This window comes from Flavobacterium aquaticum (assembly GCF_003259835.1).
Lineage (GTDB): Bacteria > Bacteroidota > Bacteroidia > Flavobacteriales > Flavobacteriaceae > Flavobacterium > Flavobacterium aquaticum.
The window spans coordinates 200,195-221,633 of the sequence record NZ_QLMI01000001.1 but is presented as its reverse complement, the minus strand read 5'-3'; the positions used below and the strand labels follow the sequence as shown (position 1 = coordinate 221,633).

Below are 21,439 nucleotides of genomic sequence, written 5' to 3'. Positions count from 1 at the left end.
AATTATGAGTCAAAGGTAAATGAGTGAAAAAACATAAAAACTGATATAAATCATAGATTAAAAATTATTTATCTGTAATTATGATTTTAAAATGCTACAATTTTAATTTACATTTGTAGTCCTTATGCAAAAGACCGTTAACATACTTAATAAAAGAGCTAAATTCGATTACGAAATTTTAGACAAATACACCGCTGGAATCGTTTTAACCGGAACCGAAATCAAATCAATTCGTCTCGGAAAAGCTGCTATTACAGAAAGTTTTTGCGAATTTAATGATGGCGAATTATTTGTAATTAACTCGCAAATTGAAGAATATTTATATGGAACCCACTACAATCACAAAGCAAAAAGTGAACGTAAACTTCTTTTAAATAAAAAAGAATTAAAGAAACTATTTAAAGATTCTGATAACAAAGGACTAACTATTGTTCCGCTTCGTTTGTTTACCAATGAAAAAGGGTTAGCAAAGCTAGATATTGCATTATGTAGAGGTAAGAAAAACTACGACAAACGTGAGTCATTAAAAGAACAAGACACCAAACGCGATTTAGACCGAATTAAGAAAAGTTTCTAATCATATTTATGAAAGAAATTTTAAAACAAGGCCGAATAGACAAAGAACTTTCAACCAGAAAGTTAGCCGAAATTGCGAAAATCGACCAAGCTTTAATTAGTAAGTTTGAAAACGGATTTCGTATTCCTACCAAAAAACAAATTCAAACGCTTGCCCAAATTTTAGAAATCGATTTAAAGCCATTATTAGTCGCTTGGTACAAAGTAAAATTAGACCATAATTTCGATTTAAATCCATTTGCGATTCAAGCTATTACCGAAATTCTTCAAGAAAAAGGAATTGAAGTTGGTAATTCATCAAAAGAAAAAGAAATTACTTCCATCTTAGATGAATTAGAAATTTTAAAACAAAAATTAACAAATCTTCGCTAATTAATTCTTGTTTTCCAAAAGAGGTACAAAACGAAAATCACCAAATTCATGTTTTTCAAATTGCGTTTCGTTTTTACGAATCAGCAAGGTCATAATTTGCTCTTTTTCACCTACGGGAATTACTAACCTACCTCCTATTTTTAATTGTGCCATCAAAGGTTGTGGAATAAATGGAGCTCCAGCAGTTACAATAATTCCGTCAAAAGGTGCATAATCAGGTAAACCTTTATAACCATCTCCAAACGATAAATATTTTGGTCGAATATTCAACTTTGGTAATAAATTGGAAGTAATTTTAAACAATTTATTCTGTCTTTCTACCGAATATACTTTCGCTCCCATCATACACAAAACAGCGGTTTGATAACCACTTCCGGTACCAATTTCTAAAATTTTATGGTCTTTTTCTACTTCTAATAACTGAGATTGAAACGCCACAGTATAAGGTTGAGAAATAGTTTGACCCGCTTCAATTGGAAACGCTTTATCTTGGTAAGCAAAATTTTCAAAACTAGAATCTAAAAACAAATGACGCGGAATTTTTCCAATAGCCGCTAACACGTTTTTATCGGTAATTCCTTTTTCTTCCAATTGCTTTACCAACTGATTTCTAAGTCCTTGATGTTTATTAGTATCTTTCAATTTGGGATGATTTTGATTGGGTAAAAATAGCTTTAAAATCTCAAAAAACAAATCAGAAAATAAACTAACTTTTTTAAGAAGTTTCGGAATTTAATCTTTTGCACTTTCAACTAAAATCGTACTTTTGATAAAATTAATTTTTTATGCTAAAAGTGGGAGTTTTAGGTGCAGGTCACCTTGGAAAAATACATTTGCGATTATTAAATCAATCTGAAAAATATGAATTAGTTGGCTTTTACGATGCTTTTGAAGAAAACGCCAACAAAGTTGCAGCCGAATTTGGTTATAAAAAATTCGATTCTATTGCCGAATTAATCGCTGCAGTTGATGTAGTAGATATTGTAACACCAACGATGCAACATTTTGAATGTGCCAAACAAGTTATCGAAGCTGGAAAGCACATTTTCATCGAGAAACCAATTTCAAATACTGTTGCCGAAGCCGAAGAAATCATCGCTTTAGCTAACAAATACAACGTAAAAGGGCAAGTAGGTCATGTTGAACGTTTCAATCCAGCGTTTACAGCTGTGAAAGATAAAATCAACAATCCGATGTTTATTGAAACGCATCGTTTAGCAGAATTCAATCCTCGTGGAACTGATGTTCCTGTGGTTTTGGATTTGATGATTCACGATATTGATGCCATTTTAAGTGTTGTAAAATCGAAAGTAAAATCAGTAAATGCGAGTGGTGTTGCTGTAATTTCAGATTCACCAGATATTTCAAATGCACGTATTGAATTCGAAAATGGTTGTGTGGCAAACATTACTTCGAGCCGAATTTCGATGAAAAACATGCGTAAATCACGCTTCTTCCAAAAAGACGCTTACATTTCGGTAGATTATTTGGATAAAGTGTGCGAAGTAGTCCGTATGAAAGACGCACCAGAAGTTCCAGGTGATTTCGACATGATTTTACAAAATGCAGAAGGTGTAAAAAAACAAATCTACTTTGATAATCCACAAGTGGATGCTAACAACGCAATTTTGGACGAATTAGAAACTTTCGCAGATGCCATCAACAACAATACCACTCCAATCGTAACTTTAGAAGATGGTACAGAAGCACTTCGTGTGGCGTATCAGATTATTGAGTGTATGAACGAAAGAAAATAAAAAACCAAACAAACCTAAAATAAAACAATGAACACAATCGCAGTAATCGGAGCAGGAACTATGGGTAACGGAATTGCTCATACTTTCGCGCAAAGCGGATTTACCGTAAAATTAATCGATATTTCAGAAAAATCATTAGAAAAAGGAATGGCAACTATCGCCGCTAACCTTGACCGAATGGTAGCAAAAGGAAGTATCACCGAAGAAGACAAACACAAAACTATCGGAAATATTATCACCTATACCGACGTTAAAGACGGTGTTGTAGGATGTGATTTAGTAGTGGAAGCTGCTACAGAAAACGTACAATTGAAATTCAACATCTTCAAACAATTGAGTGAAGTTTGCGATCATAACGTAATTTTGGCTACGAATACTTCTTCAATTTCTATTACTCAAATTGCTGCTAACGTAGTGCATCCAGAACGAGTAATCGGAATGCACTTTATGAATCCAGTGCCGATTATGAAATTGGTAGAAATCATCCGTGGATACAATACTTCTGATGAAGTTACAAAAATCATCATGGATTTATCAGTGAAATTAGGCAAAGTTCCAACAGAAGTAAACGATTATCCAGGTTTCGTAGCTAACCGAATTTTAATGCCAATGATTAACGAAGCTATCGAAACGTTATACAATGGTGTTGGTGGTGTTTACGAAATTGATACGGTTATGAAATTAGGAATGGCGCACCCAATGGGTCCATTACAATTAGCTGACTTCATTGGATTAGATGTTTGTTTATCGATCTTAAACGTAATGTACGACGGATTCAAAAATCCAAAATACGCTCCATGTCCGTTATTAGTAAACATGGTAATGGCTGGAAAGTTAGGAGTTAAATCAGGAGAAGGATTCTACGATTACTCTGAAAGCAAAAAAGCAGAGAAAGTTTCGAAACAATTTTCTAAATAAAGTGAAAAGTGATTAGTAATTAGTGAATAGCTAGTTACTAATCACTAATTACTAATCACTCAAAAATGGCCAAAATAAAACCTTTCAAAGCAGTACGACCAGCGCCAGACAAAGTGGCTTTGGTAACGTGTAGAACTTATGACGATTATAGTTCGGCTGAGCTTGCTGCTTGGTTGGATTTCAATCCGTATTCGTTTTTGCATGTGATTCATCCTGCTTATGCCAATGCGCAAAAAGTGTCGTTGGAAAAGCGTTTTAAAGCCGTTGCTAACAAATATCAAGATTTTAAACACGACCAAATTCTAATTGAAGAAGAACATCCTGTTTTTTATCTGTACGAAATCCAGTCAAAAGGGCAAACTTTTACTGGAATAATTGCGGGAACTTCGGTGAAAGATTACCAAAATAACGTCATCAAAAAACACGAAGATACCTTACAATATCGAGTGGAATTGTTCAAAGATTATTTGCATCAAACGAATTTTAATACGGAACCGGTTTTAATTACCTATCCCGACAGTGTGGAAATCAATACGTTTATTGCATTGCGAAAACAGAGTGAACCTATTTACGAATATTCGACAACCAATAAAGAAAAACACACCCTCTGGAAAATTGATACACAATCTGAAATCGATTGGTTGCAAGAACATTTCGAAAAAATTCCGAATTTATACATTGCCGATGGACACCATCGTTCGGCTTCAGCGGAGTTGTTGTTCGAGCAAGACAAACATTTAGGTAACGAAAATCTGAATTATTTCATGAGTTTCTTAATTGCCGAAAGCAACGTAAAAATCTACGAATTCAACCGCTTAATTCGCGATTTGAATGGTTTGTCGAAAGATACTTTCATTAAAAAATTATCTGAACATTTCGTCATTGTGGCTAAAGACCAAGAAATTTGGAAACCCCAAAATAAGTTTGAATTCGGAATGTACTTAGATGGCAGTTTTTACGCTTTGTTCTACAAACATCAAAACACAGAATTGTCAAATCGAGCGGAGTCGAGATTAGGAGAATCCATTTTAGACAATTTAGACGCTCAAATTTTATACGACAAAGTCCTTTTCCCATTATTAGGAATCGAAGATTTAAGAAACGACGAACGCATTGATTACATTCCAGGAAAGCAATCGATTTCTGTTATTAAAGATTTAATAGACGAAGGCGAATTTGAAGTTGGCTTCATGCTCTACCCTTCCGCCATCAACGAAATTAAAGCCTTAGCCGATAACAACTTAATCATGCCTCCAAAATCAACGTATATCGAACCGAAGTTTAGAAGTGGTTTGGTGGTTTATGAGTTGTAATTAATAGCATGAAGAAAATGAAAAACTCTAAATATGAATGGTTAAATGAATTAGGAGGTTTCATATTTTGGCTCTTAATAAAATTTGGAAAAACTAATTTAAAACAAGAACAATCAGTTGAAAAAGCGCCTCGAAACATTATAATATTTTGTTTTTTCATTATAGCGGTATGTCTATTAAACTTAAAATTTTGGAAACTTTAATTTTTAATTTTCAAAAAAATGTCAATCTCTCAAAACCTCAATACCATAAAATCTCAACTTCCAGTTCACGTTACATTGGTAGCGGTTTCAAAAACCAAACCTGTAGCGGATTTAATGGAAGCGTATGATACAGGTCAACGCATTTTTGGAGAAAACAAAATCCAAGAAATGACCGACAAATGGGAAGTCATGCCAAAAGACATCGAATGGCACATGATTGGTCACGTGCAAACCAATAAAGTCAAATACATGGCACCTTATGTGAGTTTGATTCACGGTGTGGACAGTTTGAAATTATTGCAAGAAATCAACAAACAAGCGGCTAAAAACAATCGTGTGATTGATTGTTTGTTGCAGGTTTACATCGCGGAAGAAGAAAGCAAATTTGGATTAGACGAACAAGAATTAGATGAGATTCTGAATGAAATTCAGCAAAATAAAGAAAACTATAAAAACATCCGAATCGTAGGTTTAATGGGAATGGCAACGTTCACAGAAAACCAAAACCAAATCGAAAAAGAATTCAAACATCTAAAAATGATTTTTGATAAATATAAAAAACTGAACACTGAACACTGTCAACTGAACACTCTTTCAATGGGAATGTCGGGAGATTATCAACTCGCAATTTCATGCGGAAGTACGATGGTTCGAATTGGAAGTAGTATCTTTGGAAGCAGATAATAGAGAATAGACTAAACTCTTTTAAATTTATAACCCTTTAAACATTTAAACTATTTACTGTATACTCGACATAGAAACCACTGGAGGCCAATTCAACGAAGAAGGAATTACCGAAATCGCCATTTATAAATTTGATGGTCATGAAGTAATAGATCAATTCATTAGCCTTGTAAATCCTGAAAAACCAATTCAACCTTTTGTGGTGAAATTGACCGGGATTAATAACGCTATGCTAAGAAGTGCTCCAAAATTCTATGAAGTAGCCAAAAGAATCATCGAAATTACGGAAGGTTGCGTGATTGTAGCGCATAATGCTTCTTTCGATTACCGTATTTTAAAAACCGAGTTTAGACGTTTAGGTTACGATTTTAAAAAACAAACACTTTGTACCGTTGAATTAGCTAAAAAGTTAATTCCAGGTCAAGAATCATATAGTTTAGGGAAATTAGTGCGTTCGCTTGGAATTCCTATGGCAGACAGACATCGTGCGAGTGGCGATGCTTTGGCTACGGTGAAATTATTCAAAATGTTGATGGTAAAAGACGTTGAAAAAGAAATCGTCAAAAGTTTCATCAAAACCGAAATCAAATCGGGAATGTCGCCAAAATTGTTGGATATTGTAGAGAATTTACCTTCTAAAACAGGTATTTACTACATTCACAATGAAAAAGGCGATTTAATTTACATTGGGAAGAGTAAAAACATCAAAAAACGTGTTAATCAACATTTCACAGGAACATCAAGCAAAAGTAAAAAAATCCAACGCGATGTTTATGCGGTAACTTTTGAAGAAACTGGGAGCGAATTAATCGCACTTTTAAAAGAAAGTGAAGAAATCAAAATCAACAAACCTATTTATAACAGAGCCCAACGCAAAAGTATTTTCCAATATGCGTTGTATCAACATAAAAACGAACAAGGCTACATTGCTTTAACTGTAGAAAAAGCTGATGGTAGAAAAAAAGAAATCACTTCGTTTACATCGTTACAAGAAGGAAGAAATGCATTATTTAAGATAACCGAAAAACATAATTTGTGTCAGAAAATCAATGGTTTATATGATACTCAAAATGGTTGTTTTCAATACAAAATTAAAGAATGTAATGGTGCTTGTTTGGGAGAAGAAAATCCAGAAAGTTATAACGAACGCGTGTTAGAATTCATCGAAGAAAACACTTTTGAAAACAACAACATGGTGATTATCGATCGTGGAAGAACTTTTGATGAAAGAAGTGCAATTTTAATTGAAAATGGTGTTTACAAAGGCTATTGTTTTTACGAATTAAATTATCAAGTGAATAACATTGATATTCTTAAAAACATCATTATTACAATGCAACATAATCGTGATACAAAAACGATTATTCAAACCTATTTACGCAAAAATAAAGTTTACAAAGTAATTCAATTTTAATTGCTTAATTTTGTTTTTATGAATGAAGTTAAGTCGAAATACGAGATTTTCAAACAAAAAGCTCACATCATTATCTACGGAACTAACACAGTTGCGGGAAGACTTTTCGATTTAATTCTTTTAGGTTTGATTTTGCTCAGTGTTGTCTTGGTAATGCTAGAAACCGTAAAAGAATTCGATGGAAAATACCACTCTTTCATTTTAGTTTCCGAATGGATAATAACCATTTTCTTCACAATTGAATACATTTTACGAATCATTACGATAAAAAAACCCATCAATTACATTTTAAGTTTTTACGGAATTATCGATTTGGTAGCAATTTTACCGATGTATTTATCTTTTTTTGTAACTGGAACTAGTGTTTTCACTGTTATTAGAGCCTTACGACTATTGCGATTATTCAAAATATTAAACCATCCTCAATTCTCAAGTCAATCGGTGCATTTACGAGAATCGATTATTGCGAGTCGTGGTCGTATCTTGGTTTTCATGTACTTTATTTTGATAAGTTGTATTATCATTGGCTCGGTAATGTATGTTGTAGAAGGAGATGAAGCAGGATTTACCAGTATTCCGGTTTCGATTTATTGGTGTATTGTAACTTTAACGACAGTAGGATTTGGTGATATTACCCCGATTACTCCTTTAGGACAATTTATTGCTTCATTTGTTATGATTATGGGTTATGGAATCATTGCAGTTCCAACTGGAATTATTACCGCGGAAATTGCAAAAAACACACCTAAAACAAGAGAAAGTGACAAAAAAGTTTGCCAAAACTGTGGTAGTCATGAACACTTAATTAACGCAAAATTTTGTCAAGATTGCGGAAGCGAATTATAAAATGAATTACCTAATTACGATTATTGGTCCAACAGCCATTGGAAAAACAGCATTAAGTATTGCTTTAGCACAACATTTTGGTTGTGATATTATTTCGTGCGATAGTCGTCAGTTTTTTAAAGAAATGAAAATTGGTACAGCTGTTCCGAGTGACGAAGAATTAGCTTCAGCTACTCATCATTTCATCCAGAATAAATCCATATTCGAAAGTTATTCGGTTGGTGATTTTGAACAAGAAGCTTTAGCGAAATTGGACGAACTATTTCAGAAAAAAAACATTCAAATTATGGTGGGTGGTTCGGGATTATATGTCGATGCCATTTTGAAAGGTTTTGATGATTTTCCAGATATTGATGATTCCGTTCGAATTGAAATTAATGCTAAATATGATGAATTAGGAATCGAATTTTTACAAGAACAACTTCAAAAAATAGATTCGGAATATTACCAAAAACTACAAACTGAAAATCCGCAAACCTTACAAAATCCGCAACGTATGAAACGTTTTGTAGAAGTTTGTATTGGAAGTGGAAAACCGTATTCGAGTTTTATTGGTAAACGAAAAAATTTGAGAAACTTCACTCCTATTATCATCGGTTTAGAAGCGGACAGGGAAATCATGTACGACAGAATCAACCAACGAGTGGATATCATGCTAAATGAAGGACTTTTAGCCGAAGCACAAGCTTTGTGTCCAAATAAACATTTGAATGCGTTACAAACGGTTGGTTACAGAGAATTATTCGATTATTTTGACGGAAAAACCACATTAGATTTCGCCATCGAACAAATTAAAATGAATACGAGACGTTTTGCTAAACGACAAATTACCTGGTTTAAACGAACGGAAAATGTAAGTTGGTTTGATTATTTAACTGATAGAAAAGAGATTATAAATTCTGTAAACAATACAATTAATAATAAAGAAACACAGATTGAATAAATTTAAAAAGTTATTATAATTTCTCTAATTTTTATAATCTGTGTTCCAAAAAATAAAAAAATTAAAATGCCCATCTCACCTAACTTTACATCTATTTTAGAACAAGAATACGAAATCAATTTTCTGCAATGCTATCCAAACGGTTTGTTGAAATATACTGAGTTGTGCAATATTTTTCAAATTACAGCCGGAATTCATGCCGATTTAGGTGGAATTAGTTTTAGTGACATGCAAGAACATCACCAAGCTTGGGTAATGAGCAAAATGCGTTTAGAAATCATTAGCTTACCCAAATGGAAAGAAAAAGTAACGGTAAAAACGTGGATAAAATCGTTAGAAAATTCACGTTCAACGCGTTGTTTGGAATTGTTTCTTGGTGATGAGAAATTAGCGGGTTGTGAAACCTACTGGGCAGTTTTAAATACGCAAATTAGACGACCTGAAAATTTAGCGTTACCTCACGAACATTTTATAAAATACCCAGATCACAACGCAACTGAAAAATCGGTGCAGCGTATTAACTTAGATGTTCCGTTTGAAAAAGTGTTGGATTACAAAGTACAATTATCCGATTTGGATATTGTAAATCATGCTAACAACGTGAAATACTTAGAATGGTGTTTAAATACGATGGATAGAAAATTCGTTTTAAAACAACACATAAAAGGTTTTGAAATGAATTTCTTGAAAGAATTAAATTGGAATGATGAAGCGGTAATTTCAAAAAATGAAAATACGTACATCATTTCTAAAGACGATAAGATTTGTTATGCTTTAGAAATTATTGAATAAAAAAAGTCCTGAATTACTTCAGGACTTTTTTTATTATTTTTTGATTACTAATCTAAAACCTTCTCCGTGAATGTTTAAGATTTCTACGTTTTCATCTTGCTTTAAGAATTTTCTCAATTTAGCAATATACACGTCCATACTTCTTGATGTGAAGTAGTTGTCGTCTCTCCAAATTTTTGTTAATGCTAATTCTCTTGGCATCAAATCGTTCTCGTGAAGTGCTAACATTTTTAATAATTCGCACTCTTTTGGTGATAATTTAATTGGCTCTTGACCTGGAAAAGTTAAGAAACGTAATTTTGAATTTAAGTGGAATTTACCAATTTCGAACTCAAATTTAGTCGTATCTGGTTTAACTTCAGTAGCTTTTCTTTGTATAATCGCTTTAATTTTCATTAAAAGTACTTCAGAATCAAAAGGCTTGTTCAAATAATCATCAGCTCCTACTTTATATCCTTTTAAAACGTCTTCTTTCAATGTTTTAGCCGTTAAAAAGATAATAGGCACTTCTTGATTTTTTTCGCGAATTTCTCTCGCTAAAGTATATCCATCTTTGTAAGGCATCATTACATCTAAAATACATAAATCGAAAGTGTCTTTTTTGAATTTTTCAAATCCTTCCATTCCGTTTTTAGCTAACGTAACGTCAAAATCATTTATCATTAAATAATCTTTTAAAACCGCTCCAAAGTTTGGATCGTCTTCAACTAATAATATTTTCTTTGCTTCCATAGTAATTGTGTGTATATTTTTTTTAATTTATTAATGGCATTTTTATGATAAAGGTACTTCCTTTACCTTTTTCGCTTTCTACAAATATTTGACCGTTGTGGTCTTCAACTATTTGTTTTACGTAGGCTAATCCTAACCCATGACCCTTTACATTATGTAAATCTCCCGTATGTTCACGGTAGAATTTTTCAAAAACTCTTTTTTGTGCTACTTTACTCATTCCGGCACCTTGATCTTGAATTTTTATCAGAATAAAGTCTTTAATATTTTCTGTAAAAACATTAATTACAGGTGCATTTGGCGAATATTTTATAGCATTATCTAACACGTTTACTAATACATTGGTAAAATGTACTTCGTTTAATAGAATCGTACTTCGTTGTGCATTAAAATGCTGATGAACTATACCTTCTCTATCTTCTACAATTAAACTAACGTGTTCGATGGCATCTTCAATAATTTCGGTTACGTCTCTTGGTTCTTTAGAAATGTCTAGCTCATTCTTTTCTAATTTAGAAATTCGCAATACATTTTCAACCTGAGCGTGCATTCGTTTGTTTTCTTCTTTTATCATTTGAAGGTAACGTTGTACCTTTTCCTTATCATCTATAATTTTAGGGTTTTTAATTGCATCTAAAGCCAAATTTATAGTAGCAATAGGTGTTTTGAACTCGTGTGTCATATTATTAATGAAATCGGTTTTGATTTCAGAAATTTGCTTTTGTTTGATTAATTGATTCAACGCACTTGAATACGTTAACACAATAACCAAAGTGAACAATAAGGACAAACTTGAAATTCCAATTAAAGAAGAGAATACAAATTTATTTTTTTGGGGAAAACTAACTAACAGTTGGTATTTAGACATTCCTTCATTATCCTGAAAAACGGGAATTCCGTAAGTTGTTTTTACATCATATTTAAAATCTTCAGAACGTACTTTTGTTGCTAAGCCATTACTATAAATACCAAATTCAAAAGGTGTTTTTACTCCATATTTGTGAAGCTCATCTTTTAAGTATTTACCTAATTGTTCTGTAGAAACTCTTTCTTGCAATGGTTTTAAAGACACTACATCTTTAAAAGCTACTTCAAAATTAGCTTTATCCAAACTAGAAACACTTCCCGATTTTTTTATCGTAACATCAGGAAAAGAACGCATTTGTAAACTTCCGTCGTTTAAAGAGTTTCCGCTATAAACTTCTGTTTTTCGTTTAGAAACTACATTTCCAAAATTGACTGAATTTGCATTTTTATCAAAGAACGAACCATTGATTCCGTAGTTTTCTGCTACTAAAGTATTAGTGTAAATTATAGTTTCATTTGTTTTTTTATCGCGTTCGTAGAAATATATTTCTTTTAACTCGTCTTCTTGTGGAACTTTTCCTGTACTATCTATAATCTTATTGTAGTGATTATAGAAGGTAACCAACTCTTTTTCTTTAATTGTGTTGGAAACATTTCCTAAAACTTGCTGAACGTGGTATTTGAATTCCTCTTCATTTTTATCCAATGAAGTAGAAATCCAATACAATTGAACTAGTATGATTCCAATTAATGACAAACTCATTAAAAAGACCAATAATCTAAACCTTGACTTATTCATCGAAACAAATTTAACATTTTAACATTTCTCGTTAAAATACATTAACCAAAGATTAACATATAAACAAAATTTTATGTTTTTGCTAATATTTTAAGAATTTCATCGGTTTTTAAGAAAGTATCGTTTAAATTTATATTATCAATTATAAAATCACTCCATTTTTTCTTTTTTGAGTCAGGAAGTTGATTGTTAATTCTAACTAAAATGTCTTTTTTTGTTAAATTATCACGTTTCATGGCTCTTTCTATCCTAAGTTCTTCTGGAGCAGTAATTAAAATAACTTTATCACAGTGCTTATTTCCACCTGTTTCAAATAAAATAGCAACTTCTTTAATTACAAAAGGGAAGTCTTTGTGGTTATTTAACCAATTTTTAAAATGAAGTTGTACTTCAGGATGAACAATGGCATTTAATTCTTTTAACTTTTCTGGATTGTTAAAAACGAATTCGGCAATTTTTTTTCGATTTAAAGATGTATCATCATTAAGAACTGATTCTGAAAACAAATTTTGAATTTTTTGCTTTACATCTTCACGTTCCATAATTTTCTTGGCTTCTTCGTCAGCAATGTAAACAGGAATTCCTTTTGAAGCAATATAATTTGCTACGGTAGATTTTCCGCTTCCAATACCACCAGTTAAACCAATTATTTTAGTCATATTTATTTCTTAAAAAACAACTCAGGAAAAGCTTCTTGAGGTTTTTGTTTTAAAATTGAGATTTTAAAGTATGATAGTAAAAATCCTTTTCCATAACCATAAAACTGAATTATGGTAGCCCATAATGAATATAACGCAATTTTTAGATTTTTATTGAATAATAACGAAGTCATAAATAATAGTAAAAAGTAAAATCCATAAAGCGCAAGAAAAAAGGGAAAATTAAAAAAAGCTAAGAAAACCGAAAATAAAAATCCTATTAGAAATAAACTTGGAAACCAGAATGTAATTTTTTTGTGTTCTGGATACCATGAATTTAAAATAGGTCGTGCTTTTCCAAATTTATTGACTTGGATTTGGAACTTTTCCCAACTAATTCTTCTTTTATGATATACGAAAGCACTTTTTATTAACTTAGTTTTGAAACCTAAGTTCCATAATCGAATAGATAAATCAGGATCTTCACCAGGATGGATATTTCCAAAACCATTTGATGCTTCAAAAGCTTTTTTGGATAATCCCATGTTAAAACTTCTAGGTTGAAATTTATCAACTTTTTCACTTCCACCTCTAATTCCGCCAGTTGTTAAGAAAGAGGTCATCGTAAAATTAATTGCTTTTTGAATATCGGAAAACGAATCTAATGCCGCATCTGGACCTCCAAAACAATCTACATATTCTAATTCTAAACTTTTTTGAACCTGAGTTAAATAATCTGAAGGAATAATACAGTCAGAATCAAGAATGATAAAATAATCACCTTTAGCCACTTTCATTCCGTAATTTCGAGAATCTCCTGGACCTGAATTTGGTTTAAAGTAATAGGAAATGGTTAACTCATCTTTATATTTTTCAATTATATTACCACATGGAATTGTAGAACCATCTTCTATGATTACTGTTTCAAAAGGAATAGTTGATGTAAACTTAGATAAGCTTTCAAGCAATTCATCAATTTCATCAGGTCGGTTGTATACTGGAACAATAAATGAAAAATACATTTTATTTTTTTTACAAACCTACATAATTTTTAAAGATTTTAAATAGTTGTTATCTAATTTATATGGGTTATTTCTTCCTTGTACATAATTAAATTTTAGAAAAAAGATAAAAAAAAGTCCCGAATGAATCGGGACTTTAATCATTAACTAAATTTAATATTTATTGCTTAACAACTTTTAATGTTTTAACGTTGTCTCCTACTGTTACATTTACAATGTAAGTACCAGCACTTAATTGAGACATATCAACTTGAGTTGAAGTAGCGTTAATATTTTTAGAAATTACTTCTTGACCAATCATGTTGATTACTCTAATTGAAGAAATTTCAGTAGTGTAAGACACATTTAATACATCTTTTACAGGATTTGGATAAGCTGTGAAATTAGCGTTATCAAATGAACCTGAAGATAATGAAGCATCGTAAGTAGACACCAAGAATGTTCCAAAAGCATCATTGCTATATTCCCAAACTCTTACAAATAAAACCTCACCAGGAGTTCTTCCTGTTAAAGAAATTAATGAGAAGTTACCATCAGCACTGTCATCGTCATCACACTCTACTAATACTAAAGCACCGCATGAACCTGAATAAACTGCTAAACCTGTATCTGAAATAGCACTTGAATTATTGTTTGTTTCAATAGTTAAAGAACCAGAAGCTGGAACAGTAACTTGATACCAAACATCACCACCAGAATACGAAGCACAACCTGGAGCTGTTTCTCCTGTTGAAGCAGTAGCAGCAACATTTGTTCCAACAACATCATTATCTCCAAAAACACCTCCTGGAGTTAAAACTTGAGCATTTAAACAGTCATCATTAGCCGGAGGACAAGCATAATTGAATGAACCTAAAGGTAAATTACAAGTGGCATCCGAACCGTGTAATAAAGTTAAAGTAACCGAAGAACCACTAGCAAATGGTCCAACATTTACTACTCCAATAGCTGAAACTGGCCATGAAGTTGTTCCATCTGTAATAGAAGGTGTTCCACTTCCTAAAGCAGTTACATTTACGTCAATAGAATATTGAGCAGTACCACAAGCAGGAACTACAGTTGTTGTAGCTGCTGGTGGCGTACACGAAGCTGCAACAATATTAACTGTAAAATCAGCAGTTTCACCATAAGTACCAGAATAACATGGATTAGATGGTGTTTGTAAAGCATCAGTAGCCACTATTCTCATTCTATGTTGTCCTAGTGGCATTGTACCTGGCATAACAAAAGATGCGTTATGAGTTACAATAGGAGTATTAGGAGCTAAACCAGTATAAACAATCTCTGAAGCATCTAAATTAAAATCGTCATTTGCATCAATCCAAATAACAATATTATAATCATAACCAAAACCTGTATCAAAAGAAATTTGAACGTTGTTATTAATTCCTTGAGACATATCTACAGGTGTTGCAGTATGATCATTGTAAACTGGAGATGTTGAAACTGTATTTGCAAAATTTGTTGACACAATTTGAACATTTGTGATACCTAAACCATCAACAGAAGTTGGAGCAGATACACAATAACAACCATTAACATTTGTAGCGAAAGATTGTTCTGTACAACCAGTTGCTGAACCATTAGCATTATAAGGAACAATTGTATAAAAATATGTAGTATTAAAGTTACCAGTAAAGTTATAAGAAGTACCAGAAACTGAAACCGCATTTGCAATATCATTTCCACCAGTTGTTGTACCAATAGTAACGTAATATCCATCAGCACCAGATGTAACATCCCATGTAATAGAATTAGCATAGTTTCCACATGTTGGATGAGGAGTTGCTACAACATTAGTTGCACAAACAGGTGGTGCCGTTGGAGCGTCTTCAACAGTAACATCGTCAATAGAAACATACCAACCATCAGCTGGCGCATCTTCACGAGCAAATGCAATATAAACTAAACCACTATATGCACTTAAATCAACAATATACTCAGTATATGTAGTTGTTATCTGAGTAGTAGTTAGAGTTAATAAATTGTTAGAAGCAAAGCTTGGAATATCTCTTCCTGTAGTAGAAATTCTAACATTTAAATTATCTGGTTCAAAATTTGAATAATGTCTAACCCAAAACTTTAATCTTTTAGCTGTAGTACCTAAATCTAATTGTGGAGAAACTAAGTAGTCATTATTTACAGTATTAAAATCTGTATATAATTCTGCAGATTGACCATTTCTTGGTATAGTTGTTCCATTCATATTCCATTGATCACCATCAGCATTACCATTAACAACTAACCAACAAGATTCTGTAGTTGAATCAGTATTAAATGTTTCAACAAAAGGGAACGTATTTATAGCAGAACATAAAGTTCTGAAAGTAAATGGACCAACCCAAGCACTATATCCAGCACCTCCACAGTCAGCTCTTACCCAAAATTCATAATTTGTATTTGAACTTAAAGCATTAACAGTCAAAGGCAAATCACCTATATCTACATAATCACCTGCTACTGCTGGTACACCACCACCAGCTGGTTGGACAACGTAGTAATAATCGAATTGAGTTCCAGAAGGATCAACCCATGATAAATCAGCACTACTAAAAGTTATGTTTGTAGCTGATAATGTAGTTGGCTCCACACAAGGAGGAGTTTCTCTTAATTCAAAATTATCAACGATTAATTCAATATCAGCACCGCCATCAGTTCCACCTTCAACACCTCTAAATGCAAATCTAACAGTTTGACCTGCATATGCATCTAAATCAATTATGTTTGGAGTTCCAGTATTGGAAGGAACATTTGTATTATTATATGTGTACAAAACGTTCCAGTTTGTAGTTCCTGTTGAAACTAAAACTTCAACAAAATCATCTGCTTCCCATGGTGTTGTTGGCGCTATAGGATTAGTACCCCATTGATTTGCCGAAGCATCAAATTTTAATTCATAATTAGCTGGAATTGTATATAGAGGCGATAAAATCCAATCATTATCACCTGTAAAGTCTAAATTAACTCTCATAGCCCCAGTAGTTCCAACATTTCCGAAACCATCAGCAGCCCAAGAACTAGTTCCAAAAGTAGCTGGACCAGTTGTCAAATTCCCGTTATCAGCTTCCTGCCAACAACCTGGCACATAAGCTGTAAAATCTTCTAAAGCTGGAACAGCATAAACTCCACAAGTTGTGAAAGTTCCTATATTAGTACCTGTTGTTACATTATAGTAGTAATCGTATGGTCCTGAACCACAACGAACATATTCATAAGCTTTAATATAATATTGTGTTCCAGTAGCTAAGCCAGTTACAGTAACTGTAGTACCTGTACCATCAAATATTATTTGTTGTCCTGAACCAGAATAAACAGTATTCGCTGTTAAAGCTGGAGCATTACCATTTACTGGATCAGTAAAAGTAGCTGAGTTACTAATATAAACAACTCTTCTATTACCATTTCCGTTAGTCCAGTTTACTACAGCCTGAGCATAATTTACAGTTCCTGCTGGAATTGTTACAGCCGTAATTTGATTAGTTGGGGTAATTGGAGCTGATACTAAAACTGACGCTGTTTGAGCAGAAGATGAAGAATTTGTACATGTTACATTTAATCTGTAATATATAGGTGTTCCTGAAAAAGCAGGTGGAGTATAAGTAGCAGTTGTAGCTCCTGTACCACCTACAACAGGTGCCCATGCATCTGTTGCACCATCATCATTTGACTCTTCCCATTGAAAAGTAAGACCTGTTACTCCTGAAGAATAACCAGAACCCACCAAATTAGCAGGCACTACTCCTGTACATACATTCTGTAACGCTGGAGTAACAGTACCTGCAACTGGAGCACCTGAACAAGGAACTGGAGGCGACCAAGTAAAAGTTAATCCCGAAGAAGGAAAAGCAGCTGGAGCTGTATTAGTAAATCTTACGTTATGTGCATTTGAAGTTGCCGCAGCAGTATCATTCCATGAAGGTGTTGCATCTGGAACAGATGTAGTAAGCCTTCTAGCATTATAATCCGCATTTGCTGTACCTCTTAATCCAACTTGTGGAATTCTAGTTTCACTAGCGACAACAGTAGTTGGAGCGTCATATACAACATTAATTTGGCCATTAGAAGTGTTTAACCTAATTTGAAAATTTATACTTTCCGGTGTAGCTAAATATCTTCTAAACTCTTTCCATTGAAAAATGATTTCATTTCCTATTTGCTCCCATCTTAACTCAGAAGTAGCCGTATTAGAAACTAAATCCATTCCAAGTCCAGAAATAACACCATTAGATGTAGCAGTACTTGATAATGGAGTATAACCATGAGTTGTAGTATTACCCATGATCAAATAACCATTGGGACTAAAGCCAACTGTAGTAATACTATTACCATTGTAAGCAAAAGCTGTTGGTAAAGTAACACTCAGAATAGTGTCATCGAGAGATGCTCCAGACGCAGCTAATGTGCCGCCCGTTATTGGTGTGTAAGTACCACTACTTTGACTAAAAGCATAGGAACTTACTTGGGCATTTATTTGCCAGCACGTAAAGAGCGCAAATAAAAATAAAGTAATTTTTTTCATGTATTTATAATTTTTTGTTAAGCAACTACAAATTTAACTATTAAATAAATATATTAATCACTAAAAACACAACCTAAAGATAACTTTCTCTTAATATCGACGAAAAGCAATAAAACATCGATAAAAAACAAAAAACTCTAGCCAAGCTAGAGTTTTGTAACAATTTTTATTCAAAATGTTGTATTTTGATTTATTTGATACTCGGTACCATAACCATTTCATTAGTATCAGCTTGATAATCTACCCCTTCAAACCCAAATCCAAATAAGTTTAAGAAATCTTGTTTATATCCTGCTAAATCTCCTAATTCAACTAAAGTTTCTGTAGTTGATTCACCCCATAATTTAGCAATTTTCTCTTGTACATCTGCTCTCATTTCCCAATCATCGATACGAATTCTTCCTTTATCGTCTGTTGGAACTGCATTTCCAGTATACAATCTATCAGCATACAAACGTTGGATTTGCTCAATACAACCTTCATGAATTCCTTCCGCTTTCATGATTTTATATAACAATGAAATATATAATGGAATTACTGGAATTGCCGAACTAGCTTGTGTTACCAATGCTTTATTTACAGAAACATAACCTTTTCCATTAATATCTCTTAATTTCTCTGTAATTTCAAAAGCCGTAGCTTCTAAATGGTCTTTTGCTCTTCCGATTGTTCCTTTTCTGTAAACTGCTTCAGTAACTTCTGGTCCAATGTAAGAATAAGCAATTGTAGTTGCTCCTTCAGCTAAAACACCTGCTCCTTTTAAAGCATCCATCCACATTGACCAATCTTCACCTCCCATTACCACTACAGTATTTGCAATATCTTCTTCGTTAGCTGGCTCGATAGAAACACTAGTTACATTTCCTGTATGAAAATCAACTGTTTTATTCGTAAAAGTACTTCCAATAGGTTTTAAAGTAGAACGATGTAAAACACCTGTTACTGGATGTTGACGTACTGGAGATGCCAAACTGTAAATGATTAAATCAATCTGACCTAAATCAGCTTTAATCATATCGATTGCTTGTTGCTTTACTTCGTTTGAAAAAGCATCACCGTTTATACTTTTTGCATATAATCCAGCTTTTTGAGCTTCCATTTCAAAAGCTGCAGAGTTATACCAACCTGGAGATGCAGTTTTACCTTCAGAAGGTTCTTTTTCAAAAAATACACCAATAGTAGCAGCATCAGAACCAAAAGCACTTGTAATTCTTGAAGCCAAACCAAAACCTGTTGAAGCACCAATAACTAACACTCTTTTAGGTCCGTTGATTTTTCCTTTTGATTTTACATATTCAATTTGATTTTTTACATTTTGTTCGCAACCTTTTGGATGAGCTGTCAAACAAATAAATCCTCGCATTCTTGGTTCTATAATCATGATATTCTATTTTTATAATTGGTTTGTTGTCGTTTAAATTGGTAAGCAAAAGTACTTTAAAAAATTAATTCAGCAAAGCTTTTGCGTGTTGTAAAGCCGAATCGGTTATATCTTTTCCTGATAACATTTCGGCTATTTGTTGGATTCTTTCTTCTGATGTTAGCAGATTTAATTCTGAAATTGTAGTTTCACCTAAATTACGTTTTGATACTTTATAATGCGAATTTCCTTTTGCCGCAATTTGTGGTAAATGTGTAATGGCAAATACTTGCATTGTAGCACTCATTTCCTTCATGATTTCACCCATTTTAATTGCAATTTCTCCTGAAACTCCGGTGTCGATCTCATCAAAAATGATGGTTGGAAGTTTCGAATAATTCGCTAAAATGGCTTTGATTGCTAACATGATGCGCGACATTTCTCCGCCTGAAGCTACTTTTTTCAATAATCCAAAACTGGTTCCTTTGTTTGCCGAGAATAGTAAAACCACTTCATCTTTTCCTTTTGTATTATAAGAATCGGTATGATTGATTTCGATTTGAAAATTAGCTTCTACCATACCTAATTGTGATAAAATTGCTTTAATTTTTTCAATTAAAATTGGAGCTGTTTTCTTTCTATTTTCAAAAATCGAATGAGCAACTTCATCAACTTTGGCTTGTTTCGAACTTAATTCGGATTGTAATTTATTAATAGCACCGTCCAAATCATCAACACGAATAACTTTAGCATCTAATTCGTTTTGAATTACTAACAATTCAGCAATGGTTTGTACTTGATGTTTCTTTTGTAAATTATAGATGGTTTGCAGTTTAGTATTCACCAATTCTAATCGTTCCGGATCGGCTAATATCTTTTCATTGCTTTGTTCGCATTCCGAAATAATATCTTCAATTTCGAGTAAACTGCTTGTCAAACGTTCTAATAATTGTGCATTTTGATTGGAAAAACCAGCAATTTTTTGAAGTGAAATTTTAATTTCTTTCAAATTGACTAAGGCGCCCACTTGCTCTTCATTAGCAATAGCTAAAATTCTTTCAAAATTTTCTTTTATGAATTCAACATTACTTAATTGCTCTAATTCTTGTTCTAGTGCTTCTTGCTCGCCATCAATTAAATTGGCTGCTAAAAGTTCATTCAGTAAAAAAGAGTTATATTCATATTCCTTAACTAAAGCTTCTTTCTCAGAAATCAATTGTTTCAACTCTTTTTGAGTCGACTTGAAATCAGACAATGCATTTTTATAAGAATTTACGAATCCTCCATTATTCGCAACCGCATCTAAAATATCAATTTGGTAGTTTTCTTCTGTAAGTTCTCGGGTTTGATGTTGGGAATGAATATCTAACAACATCGCACCTAATTCCTGTAATTCCTGAAGATTTACCGGACTATCATTTACAAAAGCACGCGATTTCCCAGAAGGTAAAATTTCTCTTCTGATAATGGTTTTATCTTCATAATCCATATCGTTTTCATCAAAAAAAGACTGAAGATTATAATTAGAAATAGCAAATTGAGCTTCAATAATACATTTTTGCTCTTTGTCTTTTAGAGAAGTTAAATCGGCTCTATTACCTAAAACCAAACCTAGAGCACCAAGAAGAATCGATTTTCCGGCACCGGTTTCTCCAGTTATAACAGAAAACTGATTAGAAAAATCAGTTTCAAGCGATTCGATTAACGCATAATTTTTTATAGATAGTGAAAGTAACATAAATAA

General features: G+C 32.8%; 18 protein-coding genes. 10 read left to right on the top strand and 8 right to left on the bottom strand.

All coding sequences use genetic code 11. The annotated features are described in order from the left end of the window. Positions 1 to 124 precede the first annotated feature (124 nt). Together smpB and B0I03_RS01130 are read left to right on the top strand one after the other, a co-directional pair. Complete coding sequence (gene smpB / locus B0I03_RS01135) at positions 125 to 577, top strand: SsrA-binding protein SmpB (protein ID WP_111565647.1); 453 nt, start codon at positions 125 to 127, stop codon at positions 575 to 577. Between the two features lie 8 nt (positions 578 to 585). After that, the gene (locus B0I03_RS01130; protein WP_111565646.1) at positions 586 to 948 is read left to right on the top strand and encodes a helix-turn-helix domain-containing protein; all 363 of its coding nucleotides are present in this window, start codon (positions 586 to 588) and stop codon (positions 946 to 948) included. Here the strand turns inward: B0I03_RS01130 and B0I03_RS01125 are convergent, their stop codons facing one another. After that, on the bottom strand, positions 949 to 1,590 hold the full coding sequence (locus B0I03_RS01125; RefSeq protein WP_026726572.1) for a protein-L-isoaspartate(D-aspartate) O-methyltransferase: 642 nt from the start codon (positions 1,588 to 1,590) through the stop codon (positions 949 to 951). Between the two features lie 143 nt (positions 1,591 to 1,733). Between B0I03_RS01125 and B0I03_RS01120 the strand changes: the two genes are divergently transcribed. The 8 genes from B0I03_RS01120 (at position 1,734) to B0I03_RS01080 (ending at position 9,818) form a co-directional block, all read left to right on the top strand. Then, on the top strand, positions 1,734 to 2,705 hold the full coding sequence (locus B0I03_RS01120; protein ID WP_111565645.1) for a Gfo/Idh/MocA family protein: 972 nt from the start codon (positions 1,734 to 1,736) through the stop codon (positions 2,703 to 2,705). 27 nt (positions 2,706 to 2,732) lie between these two features. Further along, on the top strand, positions 2,733 to 3,623 hold the full coding sequence (locus B0I03_RS01115) for a 3-hydroxyacyl-CoA dehydrogenase family protein (protein ID WP_111565644.1): 891 nt from the start codon (positions 2,733 to 2,735) through the stop codon (positions 3,621 to 3,623). Between the two features lie 65 nt (positions 3,624 to 3,688). Beyond that, positions 3,689 to 4,936, top strand: a complete 1,248-nt coding sequence (locus B0I03_RS01110) for a DUF1015 domain-containing protein (protein WP_111565643.1) — start codon at positions 3,689 to 3,691, stop codon at positions 4,934 to 4,936. Positions 4,937 to 5,157: 221 nt separating this feature from the next. Beyond that, positions 5,158 to 5,823 carry a YggS family pyridoxal phosphate-dependent enzyme gene (locus B0I03_RS01100; RefSeq protein WP_111565642.1) on the top strand — a complete coding sequence of 222 codons (666 nt, stop codon included), beginning with the start codon at positions 5,158 to 5,160 and terminating at the stop codon, positions 5,821 to 5,823. Positions 5,824 to 5,875: 52 nt separating this feature from the next. Then, entirely contained in the window at positions 5,876 to 7,237 is a 1,362-nt protein-coding gene (locus tag B0I03_RS01095; protein WP_111565641.1) for an exonuclease domain-containing protein, read from the top strand. Positions 7,238 to 7,255: 18 nt separating this feature from the next. Continuing rightward, positions 7,256 to 8,083: an ion transporter gene (locus B0I03_RS01090; RefSeq protein ID WP_111565640.1), complete on the top strand. Its 828-nt coding sequence runs from the start codon at positions 7,256 to 7,258 to the stop codon at positions 8,081 to 8,083. Between the two features lies 1 nt (position 8,084). Further along, positions 8,085 to 9,026 (top strand): tRNA (adenosine(37)-N6)-dimethylallyltransferase MiaA, encoded by a 942-nt coding sequence (gene miaA / locus B0I03_RS01085; protein ID WP_111565639.1) that lies wholly within the window; start codon positions 8,085 to 8,087, stop codon positions 9,024 to 9,026. A gap of 66 nt (positions 9,027 to 9,092) precedes the next feature. Next, complete coding sequence (locus tag B0I03_RS01080) at positions 9,093 to 9,818, top strand: acyl-[acyl-carrier-protein] thioesterase (RefSeq protein ID WP_111565638.1); 726 nt, start codon at positions 9,093 to 9,095, stop codon at positions 9,816 to 9,818. Positions 9,819 to 9,851: 33 nt separating this feature from the next. Here the strand turns inward: B0I03_RS01080 and B0I03_RS01075 are convergent, their stop codons facing one another. The 7 genes from B0I03_RS01075 to recN all read right to left on the bottom strand — a co-directional run bounded on the left by B0I03_RS01075 (position 9,852) and on the right by recN (position 21,433). Further along, on the bottom strand, positions 9,852 to 10,550 hold the full coding sequence (locus tag B0I03_RS01075) for a response regulator transcription factor (RefSeq protein WP_111565637.1): 699 nt from the start codon (positions 10,548 to 10,550) through the stop codon (positions 9,852 to 9,854). 22 nt (positions 10,551 to 10,572) lie between these two features. Continuing rightward, positions 10,573 to 12,156: a sensor histidine kinase gene (locus B0I03_RS01070; protein ID WP_111565636.1), complete on the bottom strand. Its 1,584-nt coding sequence runs from the start codon at positions 12,154 to 12,156 to the stop codon at positions 10,573 to 10,575. Between the two features lie 71 nt (positions 12,157 to 12,227). Next, positions 12,228 to 12,815 carry a dephospho-CoA kinase gene (gene coaE, locus B0I03_RS01065; RefSeq protein ID WP_111565635.1) on the bottom strand — a complete coding sequence of 196 codons (588 nt, stop codon included), beginning with the start codon at positions 12,813 to 12,815 and terminating at the stop codon, positions 12,228 to 12,230. Between the two features lie 2 nt (positions 12,816 to 12,817). Then, complete coding sequence (locus tag B0I03_RS01060) at positions 12,818 to 13,816, bottom strand: glycosyltransferase (protein ID WP_111565634.1); 999 nt, start codon at positions 13,814 to 13,816, stop codon at positions 12,818 to 12,820. A 160-nt stretch (positions 13,817 to 13,976) separates the two neighbouring features. Beyond that, on the bottom strand, positions 13,977 to 18,335 hold the full coding sequence (locus B0I03_RS01055) for a T9SS-dependent choice-of-anchor J family protein (RefSeq protein WP_111565633.1): 4,359 nt from the start codon (positions 18,333 to 18,335) through the stop codon (positions 13,977 to 13,979). A gap of 190 nt (positions 18,336 to 18,525) precedes the next feature. Further along, positions 18,526 to 19,716, bottom strand: coding sequence for an enoyl-ACP reductase FabV (fabV, locus tag B0I03_RS01050; protein ID WP_111565632.1), 1,191 nt, complete (start codon positions 19,714 to 19,716; stop codon positions 18,526 to 18,528). A gap of 64 nt (positions 19,717 to 19,780) precedes the next feature. Beyond that, positions 19,781 to 21,433 carry a DNA repair protein RecN gene (recN, locus tag B0I03_RS01045; RefSeq protein ID WP_111565631.1) on the bottom strand — a complete coding sequence of 551 codons (1,653 nt, stop codon included), beginning with the start codon at positions 21,431 to 21,433 and terminating at the stop codon, positions 19,781 to 19,783. Positions 21,434 to 21,439 lie beyond the last annotated feature (6 nt).